The following is a 22,435-nucleotide window of genomic DNA, read 5'->3' as shown; positions in this document are numbered from 1 at the left end:
CGGCGGCTCTATTTTTTTGTGTGATGTTTTTTAATCTGCTCAGCGATATCTGTGGCTAAATTATTTGGGATTGGAATCGTAAGGTGGTACTGACTAATTTTCCACTGATTGTCTGTTTTGATGAGTACTCCCGTCCCTCTCGTTTCACCTAGTTTTTTATTATCTAATAGCTCATCAAACCAAGCCACTTGGTGATCAGGAGAAAAATAGATGTGTCTGTCTCTAGGTAAATATGTCCAGCCGGTACCTTTGTCAAAATGCGGTTTCGCGTAGGCTTTAAATTCGCTAATGCTCCATACTTCGTCGGCGTCTGTACCAATAAAAACAGCATCTGGCGCATATAAATTAAAATATTCAGTGAAGTTTGCTTGAGATGCTTGCGAATGCAATTTGTCTAACACACTCGACACCTGCTCGATATCGCTCTCAGCACGACTTGTTGTTAAGAAGGTCAACAGAGCCGTTGCAAGAAAAACTTGCAGCAAAGTTTTCATTTTCAGTTGAAGCTTATCTTTGGACATATTACCACCGCATTAGATTACCGTTGTCACAGCATAGCGCTATAAACACAGAACCTGAACCATTCAAGCAATATTGCTTTATCTTTATTTTGTTATGTTATAACATTTTTTTAATTTGGTTTAATTCAAAATTGTGCTTTAAGGTTTTTCCGTGAAAAAACAATCTACATTCCGCGTGTCGCTATTCGTATTAGTATCTGTATTGTCGCTCTCTCTTATAAGCTCAAATGCCCTAGCCGACGCTAAAAACGACGATGATATTTCATCTACTAATGGGAAAGATTCTGACAATGTTGAAAAAATTGATATCACCTATCGACAGCTTTTTAGGGGCAATGTAAAGCCTTTCGAGCTGCCGCAAGCCATAACAACAATTACCGGTGATGACGCTAAAAAGCTAGGGATGACGCGATTACAGGATGTACTGACACTAGACGCAAGCCTTACAAAGCAAAACAACAGCGGTGGATTTTGGGATAGCTTTGCCATTCGCGGATTTGCAGGCAATGAAAATATGCCGGCTGGCTTCATGGTGAATGGGTTTAGTGGAGGAAGAGGCTTCAGCGGGACCTTTGATATGTCTAACGTTGAGTCCATAGAAGTCATCAAGGGGCCAGGTTCGGCGCTTTACGGACGCTCTGAACCAGGTGGTGTCGTAAATATAATTACTAAAAAGCCTCAATATTATGAATCGGGTAGCATTTCTGCGATTTACGGTAGCTTTGCTAATCAGCGAATAGAGGCAGACTATACTCAGGGTATAAACGATATTCTGGCTGTTCGAATAAACGGTGCTTTCGAAGACAACAACAGCTATCGCGATACGGTTACTCGTCGAAAAACGGTGTTATCCCCTTCCTTTAATATTGATTTAGGTGACGCAGAGTCTCTGCTGTACGAAATGCAGTTTTTTAAACAGGCTCAACGATTTGATCGTGGCATTGCGATACTTAACGATAATTTCGATGATATAGATACCAGTCTTTACTTAGGTGAACCCAATGACGGGCCAACAACAATTTATGCGCTCAGCCACCAGCTCACTTATGATAGACAACTTAACAGCCAATGGGCATTACTTGCTGGGCTAAGCTATCGAGATACGCGAATGGATGGCTTTTCCTCAGACGCTGAACTGTCAGGGGCGAGACAGTCTGTTTACGACGATGGTGAAACGCTGACAAGGCAGCGCAGAAAGCGAGATTATGACTCTTCTGATAGTGCTTTACGCGTTGAGTTAAGTGGAGATACCCAATTCGCTGGTTTATCACATAACTTACTTGTTGGCATTGATGCCTATGAATATGACCTAAGTACTGCGTTATTCCGCTACCGCGGTGGAAAAGGCACCTATACGCTTAATATCAATAATCCCGTATATGGGCAGCAACAACCTGACGTAGCACTTCTTTACCAAAATATTGAAGAGCAGCGAGGCGTTGGACTGTACGTTCAAGATACGATCGCAGTTGCCAATAATATCGATATTTTACTTGGTGCCCGCGCAGATTATATAGACCAGGATATTTTCGAGGTAAATCAACAAACAACTAATCGTGATACTGAAACTCGCCTTAGCCCCCGCTTAGGACTTATCTATAAGGTTAGCGACAATATAAATGTATATACCAGTTATTCCGAAGGCTTTTTGTCGCTTAGTGGCACAGATGCGAACGGTGAACCGTTTGGATTTGAAGAAAGCAGTTCAGTGGAAATAGGCTCAAAATTCTCGTTTAATAATATCGTGGGTTCTGTTGCCGCTTTTCGGGGAAGAAAGTCTAATATATTGGTTGCCGACCCTGTGAATGTTGGGTTTTCTGCTCCCTTAGGAGAAGCCGTGAGCAAGGGCGTTGAAATAGAATTCAATGCTCAAATCAGAGATAATATGTCGCTCTTCGTTTCCGCCGCGAAGACGCAAGCTGAGACCGAAAACACAGTTGTTAATGCTGACTGGGGCGTAGAAATACCGCAGGGCAGCCCATTGGTTAATGTGCCCGAATACACACTGTCTACTGTGCTAACCTACTTTACTAAAATAGCAGGCATGGACTCGCAAATTGGAAGCTCTTATCAATATGTACATGAACAGCTTGGAGATGCTGCAGATTTATCTTTTCAACTTCCCTCTTATCAGCTTGCAGGGCTATTTGCGACTTTAGCTTTCACCGACTCGTTGAATTTACAACTTAACGTAGACAACTTGTTTGATGAAACTTATATCGAAAGTAGTTATCACCGTTTGTGGTCTTACCCTGGTGCGCCTAGAACAATAAATATGCGGGTCGATTATGCATTCTAATGTGAAACGCGAACGCATTCGCAGCATAGATATGATGCGCGGTTTAGTTATGATTATCATGTTAATTGACCACGTGCGGGAGCGATTCTTTTTACACATGCAGGTGTCCGATCCTATGGACATTGAGACTACGTCGCCGGCGCTATTTTTTAGCCGTTTGCTAGCTCATTATTGCGCGCCTGTATTTGTGTTTCTTACCGGCCTTTCTGCATGGCTTTATGCCAACCCGGTAAACAAACCTAAAAGAGATGTAAGGTTATTTCTTTTTAAGCGGGGACTTTTTATTCTATTTTTAGAAGTCACCTTTATTACTTACAGCTGGTTGGGAAGCTTTGATGTAATTTACCTTCAAGTTATGTGGGCGATTGGCGTGAGTATGCTTGCTCTCGCGTTGCTAAGTGGCCTTCCGCGCAATGCCCTTCTTGCTATTGGTTTAATCATAGTATTTGGGCACAATGCGCTCACGCCTATCAATTATGTTTCACATGAAACAGGTTACACCCTTTGGAGTATGCTTCATGACAGGGGGTACATTGTACAGAGTGACCTTTTGAGTGTGAAAGTGAGCTACCCCGTACTACCTTGGATTGGTGTGATTTTATGCGGCTTTGCATGCGGGCCATTATATGGTGTAAATAAAAATAAAGCTTTACGGGGCAGTTGGCTGCTCGGTCTAGCCGGTGTCACCGCATTTTTATTCGTCTTTCTAAGAGTGTTCAATATTTACGGAGAGACCCTGCCTTGGTCGATGCAAGACACCGCTATTTTGTCAGCAATGTCTTTATTCAATATGACTAAATACCCTCCGTCACTCGCGTTTTTGCTCTTTACACTGTCAGGAACGTTCCTGCTTCTTTTTGTTTTTGAAAGAGTAAATGCTAGACGAATGACCATCCTGGATACTTTTGGCTCAGTTCCTATGTTTTTTTACGTCCTTCACCTCTATATATTACTCGTGCTATACACAGTAGCCGTGAGTACTTGGGGAACGAATAAAGGTGTCTACTTTGGCGTAAATGAGATGTGGCAAATCTGGCTGATTACAGGTGTGCTTGCCATCACTCTCTATTATCCCGTGCGATGGTTTAGCCATTTCAAAGCGCAGCATAACTACTGGTGGCTTAAGTATATGTAGCCTTGGTTTACTCGAAGATAGCTATTGCGTTTTAAGTAGAGCGTCTAAGAAAAAGGCGCTGTGCTCCCATAGTCAAGAAATATGGGAGACAGCGGATTCGCACTATCTTCATCTAACCCATCGTCATAGAAAGCAGTAAAACACTTCTTCGCCGCAGCTCTTGCCATATCAAGCGTTGAGTAGGCTACGCTTGATACATTGTAAGTCAGCGAACTACTTATTTCTGCGTGTGCATTGGGCGGTCGTGACGATATAATAGATAAGTCGCTGGGCAGCACCATCCCTAGCTCTCTGGCGCTATTAACTAAACGCTCAACCAAAACGTCGTTGGTGCAAATAATAGCTGAAAATACTTCTCCCTTGGCCATTAGTTCGAGTAGCGGGTCGAGAAATGGATCGGATAAAGCATCAACGTCTACATTTACGATTAATTGTTTCTTGAATAAAGAGAGAAACGTTTCGTTTTGAGACACGGTTTTGCGGTCATTTACTAACGCTATGTCTGTGTGTCCTTGTTCACTTAGCAAGTGATGTGCTTTTGAAACACAGTGAGCGACAGATGCCGACAAGTCAGTCACAGTAGGTTTTGCCTCTCCTGTACTCAACGTAACAATCTTATCTTTCAAGCTATGCAAGTGTTTTGTCGTCGAAGAAATAGTAGTGACAAATACTCCGTCACAACCTTGAGACAATAAAAATTCGATGGCCTCCACTTCAGACTCAATTGTGTCGTGGGAAAAAGCGATAACACAATGCTTCTTATGCTGCCGCAAAATGTGCTCGAAAGAAAACAGTAAGTGAGATGCAAAAAGCATGTGTTTGTTAGGCAGCACAATACCAATTGCATGGCTGTGTTTAGATGCTAAAGAACGCGCTTTCTGACTCGGCGTGTAGTGCAGTTCGCTTGCGGCTTGTTTAACCTTTTCAGCCATAGCAGGGTTAACAGACTTATTGCCATTAAGAACGCGAGATACCGTAGATAACGATACGCCCGCGCGGGTGGCCACTTCATAGATTGTAGTCATGTAAAAAACTTAAATGTGAGTGTGTACTTACTTTTACTGATTGCTGCATCATTATATATAAAGTTGAATATATAAGTATCAGCCTCACTTTTAGTGTAAGGCTGTTTACAACTTACCATTGCTGATTGGTATTTCAGATTATTAATCACTCAATATTCTGAATCTGCTCATTGAGTAGCGGTCTAGACCCTCAAAAAATCAATAAGTTACCGAAAAGAAACCGTTCAAAAATGCCTGTTTGCCCACCAAACTGCCCACCACTTGCCTATGGCTTTTACTAAATCTTAGTGGTTAGCAATGGAAAAACAGTGTCGTTTTTATGCTGCTGTTAGATCTAAAACATAGCAGTTTTGAAGGGCTTTATCGAGTAATTTTTTCAACACTTTATTTAATAATGGATACAATAATATCCACTTTCTGTTTTATTTCGCTATAATGGATATGACTGTATCCATTTGGCCTTTGCGGATGAAATTTACCTTACTTGATGATACCGATGTAAGCCACGCCTATGCGGCTTATTTACGTGAGTTACGAAAGCAGGCAAAGCTGTCACGAGCGGCGCTTGCTGAGCGAAGCTGCGTACCTGCGGCCACCATTAAGAAATTTGAGCTGACCGGGCAAATTTCATTTCGCCAATTGCTGTTGCTATGGCAGACCCTTGATTCGCTAGAGAGGCTCTATCAACTCACACAACCTAGCAAAGAACGGGTCACTATGCCCTCTAGTATTGATGAGGTGCTAAAAGATGAGTTTTAAACCCATTCAAAAACTCGCCGTGACTCGCACCTTAAGTTCAGGTGAGCAGGTTGCAGTAGGGGTCTTGGCGCAGAATCGGCAAGGCGTTTTTTTCCAGTATGCAGACAGCTATTTGCAGCAGTTTGGCAACTTATCACCTTTTACCTTGCATGCGAACGCGCAAGTTCAAGTCGCTCCTAAAGCGCCGCACCAAGGTGTACATGGCGTATTTGGAGATTGTTTACCCGATGGCTGGGGCATGCTGTTACAAGATCGTATTTTCCGGCAAAAGGGCATCCTACCTAATCAATTAACGGCGATGGATAGACTGGCCTTTGTCGGTGATAAAGGCATGGGAGCATTGTCTTTTTCTCCGGTGTCTGAGTTTTCAGCCACCACGCACGCGGATATTGATTTAGCGACGTTAGGTTTAGAAGCACAAACGCTGTTCGATTCTTCGATGTCAGATTATATGGATGATAATCACGATGAGTTAGATGGGCATACTCAACAGGTGTTGGCCGCATTAGTCGCCGGAGGTAGTTCGGGTGGGGCAAGGCCTAAGGCACAAATTTATATGCCTGCTGGGGAAACTCAGTATTGTCGAACCTTCGCTCAGCCTGGAGATGAGGCTTGGCTGATTAAGTTTACCTCTAAAAATCTCGCGCTCGGCCATGAAGAAGGTTTGTGCGAGGCGGTTTATTTGCAAATGACAGAAGTTGCTAAGTGTCAACCGCCGCAATGGCAACTCATTGAAGCACCACCTACAAGCGGTGCGTCTGCTTGGTTGGCGCTTAAGCGTTTTGATTATGTCACTGAACAGGCCGACTTAGGCAGAAAGCGCAGTGCAGGTCGATTGCATATGCACAGCGCTTGCGGGCTGCTGGATGCAGACTTTCGAACGCCAAGTTTAGATTACATTGATTTAATTAAAGCCTGCCGTCAGTTGTGTAAATCGCCAGCGGCTGGACAGCTGCAATTTCGCCGCGCCATTTTTAATCTGCTGTCGTCTAATCAAGACGACCACAGTAAAAACTGGGCGTTTTTGCAAGCGGATGACGGTCAATGGGATCCTGCCCCTTTTTACGATGTTACCTACAGCCCGCATCCATTCAACGAACACGCCACTGCTTTCGGCGGTTATGGCAAAGCGCCACCGCTTAAGGTGATGCAAAAACTTGCTACCAGTGCTGGCTATGGGAGTTGGCATGATGCAAGGCAAGTTATTGAAGAAGTCGCAGAAGCCATCAGCCAATTTACGTATCTTGCCAAGCAACAAGGGATCAGTAAAACAACAGTGTCTGCGATTGCTAAGACATTGGAGCAGCGTAAACAAGAAAATGCAGCGCTTTTTCTATAACAATTTTGTTAAAACAAACTTTTCAATTCACCATAAATAGATAGCAAGGTCATCGTGAGCGAATATCAATACTATAAATTTGAGCGTCTGGATGGGTATTTAGATGCTAAAGCACGTCAAGCACTCCGATCAATTTCAAGCCGTGCCGAGATCAGCGCTACGTCCTTTCAGGTGTATTACACCTACAGTGACCTAAAGGCTGATCCTTTTGATCTGATGTTAAAGTACTTCGATATCGGTTTTTACTATGCCGATTGGGGCTCAATCGATGCCTACATCAAGCTACCAGCAGGAACGCTCCCTGAAGCTTTACTTGGCTTTTCAAGTGATGGGCTTCATGTTCACGAAAACGATGAGTGGCAGTTGCTGATTTTTTCCCTTGAGGAGTATGACGAGTATTTTGACGATGAGCATGCCGACGAATTTTTCCAGCATTTAGCTGGGTTACGCAGCGGGTTAATGCAAGGGGATTGGCGCCTTGTGTACTTTATGTGGCTCAAAATGTTTGATTTTAATGATGACGTTGAGCGAGTGCCGTTAATTCAATTCGATTTTGAGCACCTCAGTGAAGAGGAGCAGGCGTTTGCTGCGCTGTATGATATTCCCTTAGCATTGGTTAAGGCGCTCGCCATGGTGCTGAAGGAGCAACCCAGTCACCTAGCCAAACAAACCCAATTTCAATTTGATGAATGGCTCCATAATCTCTCGCAAGCAGAGATAGACACGCTATTACGCACGTTGTTTGAGCAAGGCCAGCTAACCCGTCACCAAGCCTTAGCGCTGACGCGAAAAGAACCTGTCAACACAGACGAGATCTATCAGTATTGGTTAACCCCCGAGGTAATTTCTCCTTTTATTGAGCAAGCGCAAAGTCAATTACAGCAAGAGCAAGCCGCAGCACTCGCAAAAAAATTAGCTATCGAAAAAGCGGAAAAAGAAAAAGCGTTGACGGATATCTACAATCAACGTGAGCACTACTGGCAGCAATCACAAGAGCAAGCGGATCGAACTTGCGCCAGTGGTTACGATGCGGCATCACGCTATCTGCATCAGCTGTTTGAGGCCTATCAGTTCAAAGCTGATGAAGCGGCGTTTGAACAACGCTTTAAGCGCTTTGTTGTGGCGAATAATAGCCGTAAAGCACTGTTAAATCGCTTGAGTGATTTGCTTTAAACGATGAGGCGATAGGCTGGCCAAATGACGTTAGCAAAAAACCGATTGAGGGTTGGTTGAAAGGTTGTAAGCCTACCAAAGGTCTACAAATTGTTACCTATGAAGTCACTTTGTGTAGACCTCGGGGTCTAAGCAACGCGCTTTTACCATCTCTGTGGTAAATACTGCGTGAAATACAAAGGCATCACGATATTGGTTTGCTCTAATGCGGATGAGCCTTGTGTACCCGTTAACTTAAAGGTTTTACTTGGAGTACATTTTTCAATGTAGGATGCCAACGATTTTGCTCTTGTACGTTTACCACTTTTGACCTCCACAGGGACGATATCGCCTTCATCGGTCGCCAAAATAAATTCGATTTCGGCGCGGGCGTCATTCCATGAATAGCTTGGGTCAACGCCAATGGCAGTGAGCTCTTGTTGCACAAAGTTTTCAGCCACATAGCCTCTGTAGTTATAAACAGAGAGATCATAGTTTTGCTGTTTAATCTCTTTATAACTGCTGCCGAGCATATGATTAAGCAGGCCCACATCAAACAGAAACAGTTTCACCATATTTTCTTTTTTATAGGCCGCTAACGGAGATTTCGGCGATCCTTCAATAGGGTAGTTTGGCAAAGCTAAGCGGCAGCAGTTAAGCCAATGGATCGCGGTTTCAAAATCGCTATAACGAGATTTACGCTCATGCACATGCTTAAACTTAAAGCGTTTAACCGACTCATCGCTGACAAGTGATAGCTGGGCTGGAATGCTATTAAACACCGATTCAATCAGTGTGGCATCGACCTTGCCCGCGTACTTAGCGAAATCTCGGCGATAACCTTCCACTAAATCGGCATGAATTTTGGTGACTTTTTCAACACGCTCTAGAATGCTTGAATCCTTGAACTGATACCAAGCAGCAACGGCTTCCGGCATACCACCGGTAAAAAAGTAATCAGTGAGTTTATCCATCAATTTAGTGTGCACCGCCGGTGTGCTGGCTTGACTATCAAATGCTTTGATCAGTGCTTGCTCGTTGGATGCGTAAATAAATTCTTGGAAGGTCAGTGGTCGTAAATTGTATTGTTCTACCTTGCCCACAGGGAAGGTGTTGAGCAAACCAATGTTCGAACCGCTGGCTGCGACAAAGTAGGACGGTGCTTTTTCAGCAAAGTACTTTAGTGAGGTAACGGCACGTTCGCATTCGCCAATTTCATCTAATATCAGCAAGTCGGTTTCTGGGGTGAATGCTTGGTTTGTTAATAACTCAATGTTCATTACTAGCTCGTCAGGTGACAATGAGCCATCGAACGCCTCTTTGTAAGCAGGGTTTTCAAGGAAGTCGATACGAAGGATGTTGGCAAAGGTGTTCCCAAATAACTCTTGCAGCAGATAGGTTTTACCTGTTTGTCTTGCGCCATCGATCAATAATGGCTTACGCACAGGTTGATTTTTCCATGCTATTAGGGCGTTGAGTAAGTTGCGCTGCATTGTCATTTCCCGCCAATTAAGACTGTTAACTGCCTGTAGTATAACTCAGTCTACACTTTTACGCGCATAAAAGTGCGAAATTTTACATTTTTATGCGCATAAAAGTGTAATTTGGTGATTTTTGGCATTCAGGGATTCACATCATCGCCTTGGCCAACGCGCAAGCTAAACCTAAACCTAAAGGTGGGATATAAATCCAATTATATTGAGTAAAGTAGGAATATAGTCCTACATATAAATTGTTGGAGTTGCTTGGGATTCAAAGTTGGACTATATTCCCATTAACGATTGAATAATGGGAATATAGTCCCTTTGGTTGGTGATATGGCTAAGCGTGACTTACACAATGTACTGTTTCCAAAGCAGCGCAAAATCCTGACGCATTTTGGTGAAGACTTGCTGTTGGCGATGAAAAGACGTGGTTTTACAAAAAAGCTACTGTGTGAACGTACTGGTTTTGATCATAAAACCGTGAATAAAGTTTTCGCCGGTGATCCGGGCGTTGCCATAGGCACTTACTTAAAAGTGATGGCCGTTCTTGGCATGGAAAGCAACTTTGCAGACATGGCCGCTCATGATGAAGTGGGTATCAAGCTGCAAAACATAAAATTGCTGGAAGGTTCAAAATGAGCCGTGAAATCGTCGAAGTCTATGCCGACTGGCAACCAATTGAAGCGCCTTTGCTAATTGGGCTGCTTGCTTACAGTGATTCAAGCCGGGGTGGCGTGTTTAGTTTTGCCTACGATAAAGCATTTTTAACCTCAGCTTTTCGCTTGCAAATTGATCCCATCCTGTCGCTTCACTCCGGTGAACTCTATAACGATGAAGCCGATAAAAACTTTCGCGCATTTCTTGATTCATCGCCTGATAGATGGGGGCGTATTTTAATGCAGCGGCGTGCGGCGATTGAGGCGCGTAAAGGCATTCGAGCAACAAGTCGATTAAACGAATTGGATTACCTGCTGGGCGTACATGACTCTTATCGGATGGGGGGGATTCGATTTAAGCGAGTAGGTTCGGATGCTTTTTTGGACGACAACTCTGAGTTTGCTGCGCCGCCAATGGCTTCTTTGCGAGAGCTAGAGCACGCAGCAATGCAGATTGAAAAAGACGATAACATCGACAGTGACGAGTATTACCGCTGGTTGAAAATGCTGATTTCTCCAGGCTCATCATTAGGTGGTGCAAGGCCCAAGGCTTGTGTCACAGATGAACAAGGCCACTTGTGGATTGCCAAGTTTCCCAATTTAAACGATACCCATGACGTGGGCGCATGGGAGATGGTCTGTTATGAATTGGCGTTGGCGGCAGGTGTTGACATGTATCCAAGTGAGATCAAGCAATTTTCCTCTGGGCACCATACCTTTTTAACCAAACGGTTTGATCGCGACGGTGAAAAGCGACTGCATTTTTCATCGGCCATGACACAGCTTCAATACTATGATGGTGAACAATCTCAAGGTGCCAGCTACTTAGAGATTGCTGAATTTATTTCCAATTCTGGTGCACAAACCGAAGCTGATTTAGCACAGTTATGGCGACGTATTGTGTTTAATATTGCGGTGTCCAACACGGATGACCACCTGCGTAACCATGGGTTTTTATTAACAAAGAATGGCTGGAAGTTGTCACCCGCTTATGATTTAAACCCGATAGTGGGTAAGCATGGCCTGCATCTGAATATTACCGATGCAGACAACACTTTAGACTACCAACTAGCCTTTGATGTAAAAGATTTCTTCCGACTTTCGCAAACCCAAGCCACGCAAATTTACGATGAAGTATTAATTGCGGTTAAGCAATGGCAAACCGTTGCTAAGCGGCTAGGGATCAGCCGAGCGGAGCAAGCCATGAAACAATCAGCGTTTAACGTTTAATGAGTCAGTGAAACTATATTTTCATTTTTCAGCAGATAAAGAAGTTTTAGTTTCACTTTATGCTTTGCCTCATACTCCATGTGTTTTAACACTTCGCTCATCCCTTGGGCTTTTGGGGCAGTTTGGGCAAAGCCTTAGTTCACGCCACTTAGCCACGCACTAACTCTGCCCACAGAGCATTTATTGTTTTGGGCACTATCTACAAACTGGGGCAAGTAGCTACTTGTACCCTCAGAAAGCTGCACGATCTGGGCATTTATCTGCCTACTGCGTCCGTTTAGTACTGGCAAACTCCTAACTGAACTTAACAGATCAGTGAGGAAGCAAACGATGAACCCAACTACACAATCATCCACCACATCAACACACCCAGCGCGTCAGCAGCGGATTTTGCGCTTGCCCGAGGTAAAGGCCAAAACAGGCTTTGGCCGCAGCACCATTTATGCCTTGATGGCCAACGGTGAATTTCCCCGTTCCATTCGTATTGGCGCGCGTGCGGTGGGCTGGTTAGAAAGCGATATCGACCAGTGGATTGAAACCCGCCGTATCGGTGCTGCTTATGGCCGCGGATAAACCATCAGCATCAACCCCGTTACCTGCAAGTGAGATGAATAACAGCGCGCCAACATTACCGCCAGGTTTTGCCTATAACGCGCAAAACTGGCTGGTGATGCAACCGGCAGGGCAAGATAGCCCAGTTAAAATCTGCTCTTGGTTGCAAGTGGCCGCCCGTACTCGCGATCCGCAAGGGGACAACTACGGTTATTTATTGCACTGGTTAGACGATGACAATCGCCATCGCTACTGGGCTATGCCCGCAGAACTATTGGCCGGAGATGGCAGCGAGTACCGCCGAATTCTACTCAGCCGAGGCATGCGGCTAAGCAACAGTGTCAAAGCGCGGCAGTTGCTCTCACTGTTTATTCAACAAATGGGCGAACTGGCCACGCAAAAGGCCATTAGCGTGAACTGCATTGGCTGGCATCACCACGCTTATGTGCATCCGCGCCTCACCTTTTACCCAAGCGAACACAACAACCCGCGCATGGTGCTGCAAACCATGCACCCGATAGAAGGCTTTATTCAACAAGGTAGTAGCGACAGTTGGCGGCAGCACGTTGGCTGTTATTGTCTGGATAACCCGCTATTAATCGTTGGTGTCTGCGCTGCACTGGCTGCACCTTTGTTGCACTTGTGCGGGGTGGATGGTTTTGGTTTACACCTCTACGGTGCCAGCAGTACTGGTAAAACCGCAGCGCTGTATCCGGCATTATCGGTGTGGGGCGAACCTAATCAACTGCGCCATAGTTGGCGTGCCACGGCCAACGGTTTAGAAGGCACAGCATTAGCGCATAACGATGCCTTGCTGGCGCTCGATGAAATGGGCGAAGTTGACCCAAAAGAGGCAGGTGATGTCGCTTACATGCTTGCCAATGGCCAAGGTAAAACCCGTGCAGGCAAATACGGTGAAATGCGCTTACCCGCCCGTTGGCGCTTGGTGTTTTTATCCACTGGCGAAGTGACGCTCGAAAGCCACCTCGCCAGTATCGGCAAGCGTGTAAAAGCAGGGCAGCAAGTGCGCGTGATTGATCTCAGTGCCGATGCTGGAGCGCAAATGGGCGTGTTTAACCAGAGTCATGGTATGAACGCTGCCGATTTAGCCGATCATCTAAAACAGCAAAGTCGCCAACATTACGGCTGCTTGGCCTTGGACTGGTTACGGTATTTAACGCAGCACGGCGCACAGGTGCGACCCGTTTTCCAAAACGTACGCCAACGCTTTTTAACCAGCTTACCACCCGAGGCTGACGGCCAAGTGCGCCGGGTCACCGAAAAGTTTGCCTTACTGGCCAGCGCTGGGTTGTTAGCCATTCAAGCCAAAGTACTCGATTGGCCAACCCAAAGTGTCGAGGCAGCCTGTTTAAGCCAGCTTAACCAATGGATACTTGCCCGCGGTGGCGTGGCCGCCAATGAAGACCAACAAGCCATTCGCCAAGTACGCAGTTTTATTGAGCAGCATGGCGAAAGCCGCTTTACGCCTAAGCAAACCGGTTACAGCAGCCAAGTACGCCAACGCGCGGGTTGGATAGACACCAGCGGCCCACAAACCCTCTACCTGTTTTACCCAACCGGCTGGCGTGAAGCCACCGAAGGCCTAAGCCCAGATCGCGCCGCTAAAGCACTAATGGCCGCAGGCTACTTAGTCCCCGATGGTAATCGGCCACAGCGCAAAGTCAGCCTGCCCGACAACACCCGCCCACGTATGTACTGCGTGAAAGGCAGTATTTTGGATGACTAAAAAGGTGATGAGCCCTATGTGAGCTTGTCGCCTTGCAGTGTACCGCCAGTCAACCTAAAGGCTTGGCTGGTTTTAAAGTCTAAAGCAGACAAGACCGCTAGTGTACTGGTTGTGTAATTCACGCGTATGGAGATTGCTATTGTCCTAAACGGAGAATATTCTTGCGATATTATCAGTAGTTGATAAGATGCTAGGCTTATGTATAGGCATACAGTCTTTTGATTGTTTAAATGTTGTTTTACGCATTCGCTGGCAGTGGCCTTTTGTGAGTGAAGAAGGCAAGTAGAGAGTGCAGGCAAACAATCCGAGTAAAGTAATGAAGGGTATACGGATTTAATGGTTGATGGGGCACCTTTACCCCACCAACCTGATACCATTATCAGATGGTTGATAGATCGACTCCGTAGTTGAGTTCCTCTGTGTGATCAAGCGCTTTGATCGTGCAGGTGATCAAGCCGTACATATTGAAGATTTTGCGCAAGTGTTTGGCGTCTATCCTCAAGATAAATACAAAAAAGCCAGTATGCGCAATATTGCTCAGGTTATCGGCATCGAAGGTCAAGACGAAGACATTGCAGAATTTACGCGTCGATTGGTGTTCAATACCCTAATTGGCAATGCGGATATGCATTTGAAGAATTGGTCTGTGATTTACAAAGACAAGCGCACCGCATCGATTGCGCCTGCCTATGACTTTGTCTCGACCATTCCTTATATCCCCGATGATAGTGCGTCGCTGAAGGTGAGCCGAAGCAAAAAATTCAGTGATTTCACGCTGGATGAATTATCACACCTAGCGGCTAAAGCCATGCTGCCAGAAAAATTGGTGTTAGATACTGCCAAGCAAACCGTGGCAGGCTTTCATGAAATCTGGGCGAAAGAAAAAGCGCATTTACCCCTTACCAAGTCGATGATTGAAGCAATCGAAACACATTTGCGAAGCATACCGCTACGCTAAAATGAGAACCGACGCGTACAGAAATGCAGAGGCGTCGGTCATATTGGTTTAAAGATTATGTTTGGTGGCTTGTTTTGTTAATCCAAGCCCCGATTGCCCCATTCCTTGGGGCAGTGTAATTTCCTCTTATTCACCCTCTAAAGCTTGCGGTATCAAGTGTTGCCCCATTGTCCCAACTGCCCACGATAAGTGAGCAAATGGGGGCTTGTTAGTTTCGCCTGATGGGCCTTTTCGGCATGCGGCTGCGTTTGCCATCGAAGAAGGCTAATACTCTGAACCAATAGAGTGATTCTTCATAACCTAGGCTGTACGTTGGGCGTGCAGGCGGGATGAGCCCCAGTTTGCGTCCTAGGCCGACAATCACGTAGAACGTGAGTTTTAGCGTCAGCCAAGGAGCGAGTACCACGAATACCATCAGGCAATACCGAGTAAGTGCGTAGCCTATACCATAAGGCTGTTCGAGTAAGGCAATGCCAATACACCAACCAAGGCCTGCCAGCATGGCTATTGGAAAGGTAATGGGGGCGAGTCGTATCATCAGTTGCATGTTAACGCCCTCCTGTGTGGTGGTGTGAAGCGGGTTCAAAGTTCACCAGTGGTTCAACTACATCAGCCACGGTTTGATGGGCAATACGGCGCTCTTCAAAGTAATCGTGGCGGTCGTAGATGCCCTCAACGCCTTTTAGCTTATGGTTAAGACAGCGTTCGGCCACGTTGCCTGCAATGCCTAAAGAGGCGGCAAGGCTGCGAAAGGTGCGGCGTAAATCGTGTACGGTGAAGTGTTCAAGTTTACCCATTTTATTGGGTGGCTGTTTTTTGCGCCCTGGCTCGCGACCAAAGAGTTTAGAAATGGCGCGGTTTAGCGTATCTGGCCCCATATGTGGACGATGGCTTGCTCGTCTGGCCGGGAAAACATAAGGCGAGCCACAAGCGCGGATTTGCAACTCGTTAAACCAAGCAATGGCTTGGCGCGGTAAGGGGATGCTGATTGGCACACCAGTTTTACTTCGTTCCTTGGGTAGGTCCCATACGCCCGTGGTTAAATCCATTTCACGCCACATGGCTTCGCAAAGTTCGCTTTTGCGTACGCCCAATACTAAAAAAAGACAGCAAGCGAGGTAGTTGTCGCGGCCAAAGCTATTGATATGGGTATGAAACACGCTAAAGGCGTAGTGAATTTCCTCTTTGCTAAGCATCCTGTCTTTACTGGACTCCACGCCACCGGCATCGTCCACGGTAAAGGCTGCGGCTGGGTTGTTCAGCGTTAAGTCGAGCTTTATCGCATGTCGAAACAGCTGCTTCATGTACATCAAGGTATCGTTGGCAATGGTAGGACGGTTACTTTCTCGAATGCGCTCTAATACTTCGCGTACGTCACGTGCGGTCACCTCAGCAATACACTTTATGCCAATGACTGGGCTTATGTCTTTGGTGTAAACCCGATACGGAATCTTGGGATGCTTAAGTCGTCTACTCAGATCGGTTCGATACCAGTCATGAAACAGTTGATCCACGGTTTCAATGTCAGGTAACTCGATTTTCTGTTTTTCCAGAAGAGGATCTATGCCGTCACGTACTTCCTTTCGAAAGTATGCGGCGGCAATTCTGGCGTCTGCCAACGACATTAAAGGAAATTGCCCCAAGGTTGCTTCTCGTCTTCCTTTGGCTGTGGTGTAGCGGATCATCCAGTAAGGCGAGCCTTGTTTGCGGACGCAAAAGTATAACCCTTCACCATCTGAATATTTTTTTGGGTCGGCTTTGCTGTATGCAATAACCTGTTTTGCTGTGAGTTTTCCCATGTTTACTCCATAGTTGCTGAAATAATGGAGGGGGCAATAATGGCTGCCCACCACCGATTTGCTTATTGAATCAGCAGCTAACCTGTTGTGGTGGCGAGTTAAATGCGAAAATTGGGTAACTTACTGCCCACCAATTTGCTCACCGCAAAATGCTTATTGAGCAAAAATGAGGGGACTGCCCACCATTCTGCCCACCACTAAACAGGTAGTTGGTAACGGACATCTGCAAACCGATTTGGACGGGAAAAATAAAAAAGCCCTGTATTTACAAGCAAATAACAGGGCTTCTAAGACATTCTTGGACGGGTAAAAAAACTATTCGATATTTTGGATCTGCTCGCGCATTTGCTCAATCAGCACTTTAAGCTCTACTGCCGACTGCGTAATGTCGGTGCTTATAGATTTAGAGCCTAAGGTGTTTGATTCACGATTAAACTCTTGCATCATAAAGTCGAGTCTGCGACCAATTGCCCCACCTTTTTTCAGAATATTGCGGGTCTCGTTAACATGAGTGTTTAAGCGGTCTAATTCTTCAGCAACATCTACCTTTTGTGCAAGCATGATCATTTCTTGTTCGAAGCGTCCTGCGTCTAGTTCTACTTTCGCTTCTTCAAAGCGCGCCTGCACTTTCTCTCTTTGCCAAACCATAATTTCTGGCATGCGAGAGGCAACTTTTTCTACTTCGGTTTCAATAGCGTCTAAACGCTGTGTAATCATATCTTTTAGCGCCTCGCCTTCTGAAGCACGAACATCAATGAAATCTTTTAAACCCTGGTCAAATGCAGCCATAACATCTGCATGAATGGTATCCATGTCGGCCTCTTCTGCTGCTATTACGCCAGGCCAGCGCAATACGTCTAATGGGTTTACGCCCGATGACTGACCATGAGATTGAACCCAATCAGCAGCCTGCATAACTTGCTTTGCTAAATCTTCATTTAAACTAAGCGTTGTAATAGCTGCATCATTTGCCGTAAAGCGTAAAGCGCACTCTACTTTGCCGCGGGCTAGCTTTTTGCGAAAGCGCTCTCGTAGCATAGGTTCCAGAGAACGAAATTGTTCAGGCAAGCGAAAATAGGTCTCTAAAAAACGCTGGTTAACCGAGCGTATTTCCCATACCGCAGAGCCCCATTCCTTTTTCGTCTCTACACGAGCGAATGCTGTCATACTATAAATCATAGTTATCCTTCGAGTTGTACTGAAAGCCTGCAAAAACAACGCGAACGCCGTGTTGTATCTGTGAATATGAAGGCAGTCTTTCTTGTTCTTACTATATTAGCGTACATTTGCTTGTTTCTGTAAGGAATACGAGCAAAGTTCGTTTTCATCAGACAGGCTCATTGCGCTATACTTATGCTTATTCTTATTTTCGGTAAATTTAGTTTGTGCACTCTAGGTGTACTCACTTTTTATTATCTACCGAAGATTCTATTTTTAGCATTTACGTTGTGGAGAACCCTATGCGTCCAAGCGGCAGAACCGCCAGTCAAATTCGCCCTGTTACAATTACTCGTCAATACACTTGCCATGCAGAGGGCTCTGTATTGGTAGAGTTCGGAAACACTAAGGTGTTATGTAACGCGACGGTAGAAGAAGGCGTGCCTCGCTTTATGAAGGGGCAAGGAAAAGGGTGGATAACCGCTGAATACAGTATGTTACCTCGTGCAACGCATACACGCAGTGGCCGAGAAGCGGCGCGTGGTAAACAAGGTGGCCGTACGTTAGAAATTCAGCGCCTTATTGCTCGCTCGTTGCGCGCTGCGGTAGATTTAAAACTACTTGGTGAAAATACTATCACGCTAGATTGCGATGTAATTCAAGCAGATGGTGGTACTCGTACCGCATCAATTACAGGTGCATGTGTGGCATTGGTAGACGCACTCACTTATATGCGCGCAAAAGGTATTTTAAAAGCTAATCCACTTAAGCATATGATTGCCGCGCTGTCGGTAGGTATCTTTGAAGGTACACCTATTGCCGACCTTGAATACACAGAAGATTCTGAGGCCGAGACTGACATGAACATTGTGATGACAGAAACGGGCAAGCTAATTGAGGTTCAGGGTACTGCAGAAGGTGAACCTTTCTCGTTTGAAGAGTTAGAGGAAATGCTGAAGATAGCCAAGCACGGTCTTCGCGAATTGTTTGATATTCAGAAAGCAGCACTAGCGTAAGAGGTTTATATGAAAGGGTTCCAACGTGATTTTATTGAGTTCGCCATCAACCGTGGTGTACTAAAGTTTGGTGAATTTACGTTAAAGTCAGGCCGTATAAGTCCTTACTTTTTTAATGCAGGCTTGTTCAATCGCGGTGGCGACCTAGCCAAGTTAGGCCGTTTTTATGCCGATGCGTTGGTTGATGCAGGTGTAGAGTTCGATGTGTTATTCGGGCCTGCCTATAAAGGGATCCCTATTGCCACTACTACAGCGGTAGCGTTAGCAGACAGTCATCAACGTGATGTGCCTTATTGCTTTAATCGCAAAGAAGCAAAAGCACACGGCGAAGGTGGCAATTTAGTGGGTAGTCCCTTGCAAGGTCGCGTAATGCTGGTTGATGATGTGATCACTGCGGGAACCGCTATCCGGGAATCTATGACGCTGATTGAGCAACAGCAGGCAAGTTTGTCTGGTGTGCTTATTGCCCTTGATAGGCAGGAGCGCGGTAAAGGTGAGCTATCCGCTATTCAAGAGGTAGAGCGAGATTTCAATACTACTGTGATTTCTATTGTCACTCTTGCTGATGTAGTTGCATACCTGCAGGAAAAAGGTGGTCACAGCGCTGAAATAGACGCAATTAACACCTACCGTGAAAACTATGGCATCTGATTTTGACAGTGAGTTTAATAGCGCCAGCCAGCACTTAGACGCTTTAGGTCTTCGTTGCCCAGAGCCCGTAATGATGGTGCGCTTGAACATTCGAAAACTGCCGGATGGCGAAACATTGTCTGTTTCGGCAGACGACCCATCAACGGCCAGAGACATTCCCAGTTTTTGTCGATTTATGGGGCACACGCTGGTGGCATCTCAAACAGAAACCATGCCGTATCAGTTCGTAATTAGGAAAGGGGGCGAATAAGCCCTCTGCTAACAGTGACTTGCTCATTTACTTAAGCCTTAGTGAATATAACGAGAAACTTCGCGAGTGAGAGGCGGTATAACACTCCCCTGCTCTAATGTGCTAAGAACGGTTTTCAACACGCCTAGAATATGGGTATTGGTGGCATGTAACGGTAAAATAGCGAGTAATTGCTGCTGACAATCTTGCAGAACTTGCTGTGCATCCTTTTGGCGATGCTGATGATGCAAAATTGCGGACAAGTACATAGCCATTGTTGCATAAGCAATAATATCGTCTTGCACCGCGCTATCACGATGAGATGTGACATTTTGTAATGATGTAATGACAACCTTCGCTGTTTCTAAGCTTTGGTATCCCAATACACAGGCCTTTTCGTGCTGCCCTAAAAGGTGTGCCTGTTGAACCCTGTCTTGCAGCATAAGGCGATGTTTTCGTGCATCTGTTGGATTCAACTGCAGCCATTTTCTGTAAACCGGACATAGATGTTGTGAGTTCATATTTGCACCTCCTGCTAATCACAATAATGCAAATGGGAATCATTATCAATAATGCTCCGGTATTTTTAACTCCTCTTAAAATGAAAGACTAAAACCGAACGTTGGAAACGCCTATTAAAAACAAGCCTACTAGTTTTTGCGTTTACAGTGCATTTGTAGCCCACCAAAGCAAAAGAACAACAAGTGTTGCCGCTATTACGGCTTTCATCTTGTAACGCCTTATAAGCTGCTCTGCTTTGTCGCCAGCATAATATACCACTGCGGCTAAACCGAAATAACGAAGAGAGCGTGCAATTACTGTGGCAAGTAAAAACAGAGGAAAAGAGAATTTTGTTGCTCCTGCAGCAAGCATAGCGACTTGAAAGGGAATTGGAGCAATACCTAAGGTCATTACAAACCAAAACCCTTGTTGTTCCATCTTATTTTTTACGTTGTCGAATTGGTCTTGACTGAAAAAGGTTTCAATCACCCACTCTCCAATAATATCGAAAAGATAGTACCCCATGGCATAACCAAACACGGCACCAATAACACAACCTAGCGTTGCCATTGCCGCTATTTGCCACAGTGACTCACGCCGCGCCTGCATTAAGGGCAACATTACCGCTTCCAGAGGAATAGGCACTATGGTCGACTCTAAAAAGGATGAAATAGTAATCCCTTTCAGCATATGCTTAGAATCGACCAGCTGTTTGGTTTTCCGTGTAACCTTTTTACTTACCTTTTGAACCGGGGTCATGTAATCCTTTCATATTAGTTTTTGTATACCACGCCGTCCTTCATAACAAATGAAACGCGTTCCATAAGGGTAATATCTTCGAGAGGATTACCTTTTACAGCCACAATATCTGCGAGTTTACCCGCTTCCAAGGTACCCAAAATATCGCTGACACCAAGTAAATCCGCGCCATTTACTGTTGCGCTAGTCAATGCATCTGCAGGCGTCATTCCCGCTTCAACCATAAGAGCAAACTCTTGAGCGTTATCACCATGAGCCGATACGCCACTGTCTGTTCCAAATGCAATTTTTACACCTGCTTTGTGTGCTGTAGCAAAGGTCTGTTGAATTAACGGCCCAATGGCTGCAGCTTTAGGGCGTACAAGCTCAGGAAAGAAACCGTCTATTTTGGCTTTTTCAGCAACAAATTTACCAGCAAGGATGGTGGGCACATAGTAAGTTCCATTTTCCTTCATAAGACTATGGATCTCTTCATCCATGTAAGTGCCGTGTTCAATCGAATCGACCCCCGCTTTGATGGCGCGCTTCATACCCTCTTTACCATGTGCGTGAACGGCTACTGTCATTTCGTAGTCTTTTGCAGTATCGACAATGGCTTCTAGTTCGTCCGTCATAAATTGAGGGTTTTGACCGTTCTTTGCCACGCTCAATACACCGCCCGTTGCCGTTATTTTAATTAAGTTTGCGCCGTCTTGGTAACGGGTTCTTACGGCTTCCCTAGCTTCAGCTTCGCCATTAACTACGCCTTGTTCTGGACCTACATCGGGACGCAGCAAATGCGACATGCCGTTAGATGGGTCTGCATGTCCGCCTGTGGTGGCAATAGATTTGCCCACAGTATAAATGCGAGGACCAACGGCATAGCCTTTATCTATTGCAGTTCTTAAGGCTATCGTTTCATTATGTGAGTCACCTAAGTTTCTTACTGTTGTGAACCCAGCGTCTAACGTTGTTTTTGCATAGCTGGCTGCGCGCAGTGCATAGTCGGCCTCGTTAAGAGTAAATCGCTCTAAGTAGCTCTTAGGTCCACCTTGTTGTGAAGATAGGTGAACGTGCATGTCCATTAGACCTGGCATAACAGTGCTGTCTTTTAAGTCAATAACGCTATCGCCCTTGCCACCTTTTACAAAACCATTTTTAACGCTCTCAATTTTATTGCCTTCAATAACAATAGTGACTTTGTTTTTTAACTCGTCAGAAGTACCAGTAAAGGCTTTTCCTGCGTGGATGAGGGTAGCTGCTTGAGCAGCGATAGTTAAAGGCAAGAGAGTGCAAGATACAGCTAAAGCGGTGAGTGTCTTTTTCATAATATAGTTCTTCTTTTGATGGATAATTACACAGTAATTTAATGTAAAGCACTCACCTAACTAACGCAAAGTATTACGCCATTATTGGGTTGTTTTATAAGTTTAAATCAAAAGAAAGATGTAACGATATTCGGAAGATATATTCAAATGCACTACCG

22 protein-coding genes are annotated in these 22,435 nt (G+C 45.3%); 13 read left to right on the top strand and 9 right to left on the bottom strand.

The window, feature by feature from the left end:
- Positions 1 to 8 precede the first annotated feature (8 nt).
- Positions 9 to 521: a nuclear transport factor 2 family protein gene (locus BM528_RS18175; RefSeq protein ID WP_232230528.1), complete on the bottom strand. Its 513-nt coding sequence runs from the start codon at positions 519 to 521 to the stop codon at positions 9 to 11.
- Between the two features lie 151 nt (positions 522 to 672).
- Between BM528_RS18175 and BM528_RS18170 the strand changes: the two genes are divergently transcribed.
- Positions 673 to 2,820: a TonB-dependent siderophore receptor gene (locus BM528_RS18170; RefSeq protein ID WP_156844090.1), complete on the top strand. Its 2,148-nt coding sequence runs from the start codon at positions 673 to 675 to the stop codon at positions 2,818 to 2,820.
- Complete coding sequence (locus tag BM528_RS18165) at positions 2,810 to 3,955, top strand: DUF1624 domain-containing protein (protein WP_071981048.1); 1,146 nt, start codon at positions 2,810 to 2,812, stop codon at positions 3,953 to 3,955. Before BM528_RS18170 ends, BM528_RS18165 begins: the two co-directional genes overlap by 11 nt.
- A gap of 44 nt (positions 3,956 to 3,999) precedes the next feature.
- Here the strand turns inward: BM528_RS18165 and BM528_RS18160 are convergent, their stop codons facing one another.
- Positions 4,000 to 4,980, bottom strand: a complete 981-nt coding sequence (locus BM528_RS18160; protein ID WP_071981047.1) for a LacI family DNA-binding transcriptional regulator — start codon at positions 4,978 to 4,980, stop codon at positions 4,000 to 4,002.
- Positions 4,981 to 5,448: 468 nt separating this feature from the next.
- Here BM528_RS18160 and BM528_RS18155 point away from each other — a divergent pair, with 468 nt between their 5' ends.
- From BM528_RS18155 to BM528_RS18145, 3 genes are read left to right on the top strand one after another with little or no spacing between them, the layout of a single operon-like run.
- Positions 5,449 to 5,739 (top strand): helix-turn-helix domain-containing protein, encoded by a 291-nt coding sequence (locus tag BM528_RS18155; protein WP_000673265.1) that lies wholly within the window; start codon positions 5,449 to 5,451, stop codon positions 5,737 to 5,739.
- A complete protein-coding gene (locus tag BM528_RS18150) occupies positions 5,729 to 7,078 on the top strand; it encodes a type II toxin-antitoxin system HipA family toxin (RefSeq protein WP_071981046.1) in 1,350 nt (449 codons plus the stop codon). The genes BM528_RS18155 and BM528_RS18150 overlap by 11 nt, the downstream gene beginning before the upstream one ends.
- 54 nt (positions 7,079 to 7,132) lie before the next feature.
- Positions 7,133 to 8,251: a hypothetical protein gene (locus tag BM528_RS18145; protein ID WP_071981045.1), complete on the top strand. Its 1,119-nt coding sequence runs from the start codon at positions 7,133 to 7,135 to the stop codon at positions 8,249 to 8,251.
- A 143-nt stretch (positions 8,252 to 8,394) separates the two neighbouring features.
- Here the strand turns inward: BM528_RS18145 and BM528_RS18140 are convergent, their stop codons facing one another.
- The gene (locus BM528_RS18140) at positions 8,395 to 9,723 is read right to left on the bottom strand and encodes an ATP-binding protein (protein WP_071981411.1); all 1,329 of its coding nucleotides are present in this window, start codon (positions 9,721 to 9,723) and stop codon (positions 8,395 to 8,397) included.
- A 324-nt stretch (positions 9,724 to 10,047) separates the two neighbouring features.
- On the opposite strand from BM528_RS18140, the gene BM528_RS18135 reads away from it, so the two are divergent.
- The 5 genes from BM528_RS18135 (at position 10,048) to BM528_RS18110 (ending at position 14,857) form a co-directional block, all read left to right on the top strand.
- Positions 10,048 to 10,353: a helix-turn-helix domain-containing protein gene (locus BM528_RS18135; protein ID WP_029627047.1), complete on the top strand. Its 306-nt coding sequence runs from the start codon at positions 10,048 to 10,050 to the stop codon at positions 10,351 to 10,353.
- Positions 10,350 to 11,600 (top strand): type II toxin-antitoxin system HipA family toxin, encoded by a 1,251-nt coding sequence (locus BM528_RS18130; RefSeq protein ID WP_071981044.1) that lies wholly within the window; start codon positions 10,350 to 10,352, stop codon positions 11,598 to 11,600. Before BM528_RS18135 ends, BM528_RS18130 begins: the two co-directional genes overlap by 4 nt.
- Before the next feature lie 330 nt (positions 11,601 to 11,930).
- Complete coding sequence (locus BM528_RS18125; protein WP_007146785.1) at positions 11,931 to 12,173, top strand: helix-turn-helix transcriptional regulator; 243 nt, start codon at positions 11,931 to 11,933, stop codon at positions 12,171 to 12,173.
- The gene (locus BM528_RS18120; RefSeq protein WP_071981043.1) at positions 12,160 to 13,899 is read left to right on the top strand and encodes a DUF927 domain-containing protein; all 1,740 of its coding nucleotides are present in this window, start codon (positions 12,160 to 12,162) and stop codon (positions 13,897 to 13,899) included. The genes BM528_RS18125 and BM528_RS18120 overlap by 14 nt, the downstream gene beginning before the upstream one ends.
- Before the next feature lie 421 nt (positions 13,900 to 14,320).
- Positions 14,321 to 14,857, top strand: coding sequence for a type II toxin-antitoxin system HipA family toxin (locus BM528_RS18110; protein ID WP_442855893.1), 537 nt, complete (start codon positions 14,321 to 14,323; stop codon positions 14,855 to 14,857).
- Positions 14,858 to 15,065: 208 nt separating this feature from the next.
- Here BM528_RS18110 and BM528_RS18105 read toward each other — a convergent pair whose 3' ends face one another.
- The 3 genes from BM528_RS18105 to BM528_RS18095 all read right to left on the bottom strand — a co-directional run bounded on the left by BM528_RS18105 (position 15,066) and on the right by BM528_RS18095 (position 17,835).
- The gene (locus BM528_RS18105) at positions 15,066 to 15,404 is read right to left on the bottom strand and encodes a hypothetical protein (RefSeq protein WP_071981041.1); all 339 of its coding nucleotides are present in this window, start codon (positions 15,402 to 15,404) and stop codon (positions 15,066 to 15,068) included.
- A gap of 1 nt (position 15,405) precedes the next feature.
- Positions 15,406 to 16,656 carry a tyrosine-type recombinase/integrase gene (locus BM528_RS18100; RefSeq protein WP_071981040.1) on the bottom strand — a complete coding sequence of 417 codons (1,251 nt, stop codon included), beginning with the start codon at positions 16,654 to 16,656 and terminating at the stop codon, positions 15,406 to 15,408.
- A gap of 315 nt (positions 16,657 to 16,971) precedes the next feature.
- A complete protein-coding gene (locus tag BM528_RS18095; protein WP_071981039.1) occupies positions 16,972 to 17,835 on the bottom strand; it encodes a YicC/YloC family endoribonuclease in 864 nt (287 codons plus the stop codon).
- A gap of 281 nt (positions 17,836 to 18,116) precedes the next feature.
- Between BM528_RS18095 and rph the strand changes: the two genes are divergently transcribed.
- The 3 genes from rph to tusA are packed head-to-tail and all read left to right on the top strand — an operon-like array spanning position 18,117 to position 19,731.
- Positions 18,117 to 18,830, top strand: coding sequence for a ribonuclease PH (rph, locus tag BM528_RS18090; protein WP_071981038.1), 714 nt, complete (start codon positions 18,117 to 18,119; stop codon positions 18,828 to 18,830).
- Positions 18,831 to 18,839: 9 nt separating this feature from the next.
- Complete coding sequence (pyrE, locus tag BM528_RS18085; RefSeq protein ID WP_071981037.1) at positions 18,840 to 19,481, top strand: orotate phosphoribosyltransferase; 642 nt, start codon at positions 18,840 to 18,842, stop codon at positions 19,479 to 19,481.
- Positions 19,471 to 19,731 (top strand): sulfurtransferase TusA, encoded by a 261-nt coding sequence (tusA, locus tag BM528_RS18080; RefSeq protein ID WP_071981036.1) that lies wholly within the window; start codon positions 19,471 to 19,473, stop codon positions 19,729 to 19,731. The genes pyrE and tusA overlap by 11 nt, the downstream gene beginning before the upstream one ends.
- Positions 19,732 to 19,769: 38 nt before the next feature.
- On the opposite strand, the gene BM528_RS18075 is transcribed toward tusA, so the two are convergent.
- The 3 genes from BM528_RS18075 to BM528_RS18065 form a co-directional block, all read right to left on the bottom strand.
- Positions 19,770 to 20,231, bottom strand: a complete 462-nt coding sequence (locus tag BM528_RS18075) for a hypothetical protein (RefSeq protein ID WP_071981035.1) — start codon at positions 20,229 to 20,231, stop codon at positions 19,770 to 19,772.
- 142 nt (positions 20,232 to 20,373) lie between these two features.
- On the bottom strand, positions 20,374 to 20,970 hold the full coding sequence (locus BM528_RS18070; protein WP_071981034.1) for a YqaA family protein: 597 nt from the start codon (positions 20,968 to 20,970) through the stop codon (positions 20,374 to 20,376).
- 14 nt (positions 20,971 to 20,984) lie between these two features.
- Positions 20,985 to 22,277, bottom strand: a complete 1,293-nt coding sequence (locus BM528_RS18065; RefSeq protein WP_071981033.1) for a metal-dependent hydrolase family protein — start codon at positions 22,275 to 22,277, stop codon at positions 20,985 to 20,987.
- Between the last annotated feature and the right edge of the window lie 158 nt (positions 22,278 to 22,435).

Source organism: Alteromonas sp. RW2A1 (genome assembly GCF_001886475.1).
GTDB lineage: Bacteria > Pseudomonadota > Gammaproteobacteria > Enterobacterales > Alteromonadaceae > Alteromonas > Alteromonas hispanica.
This window is presented reverse-complemented; position numbering and strand designations above follow the sequence as displayed.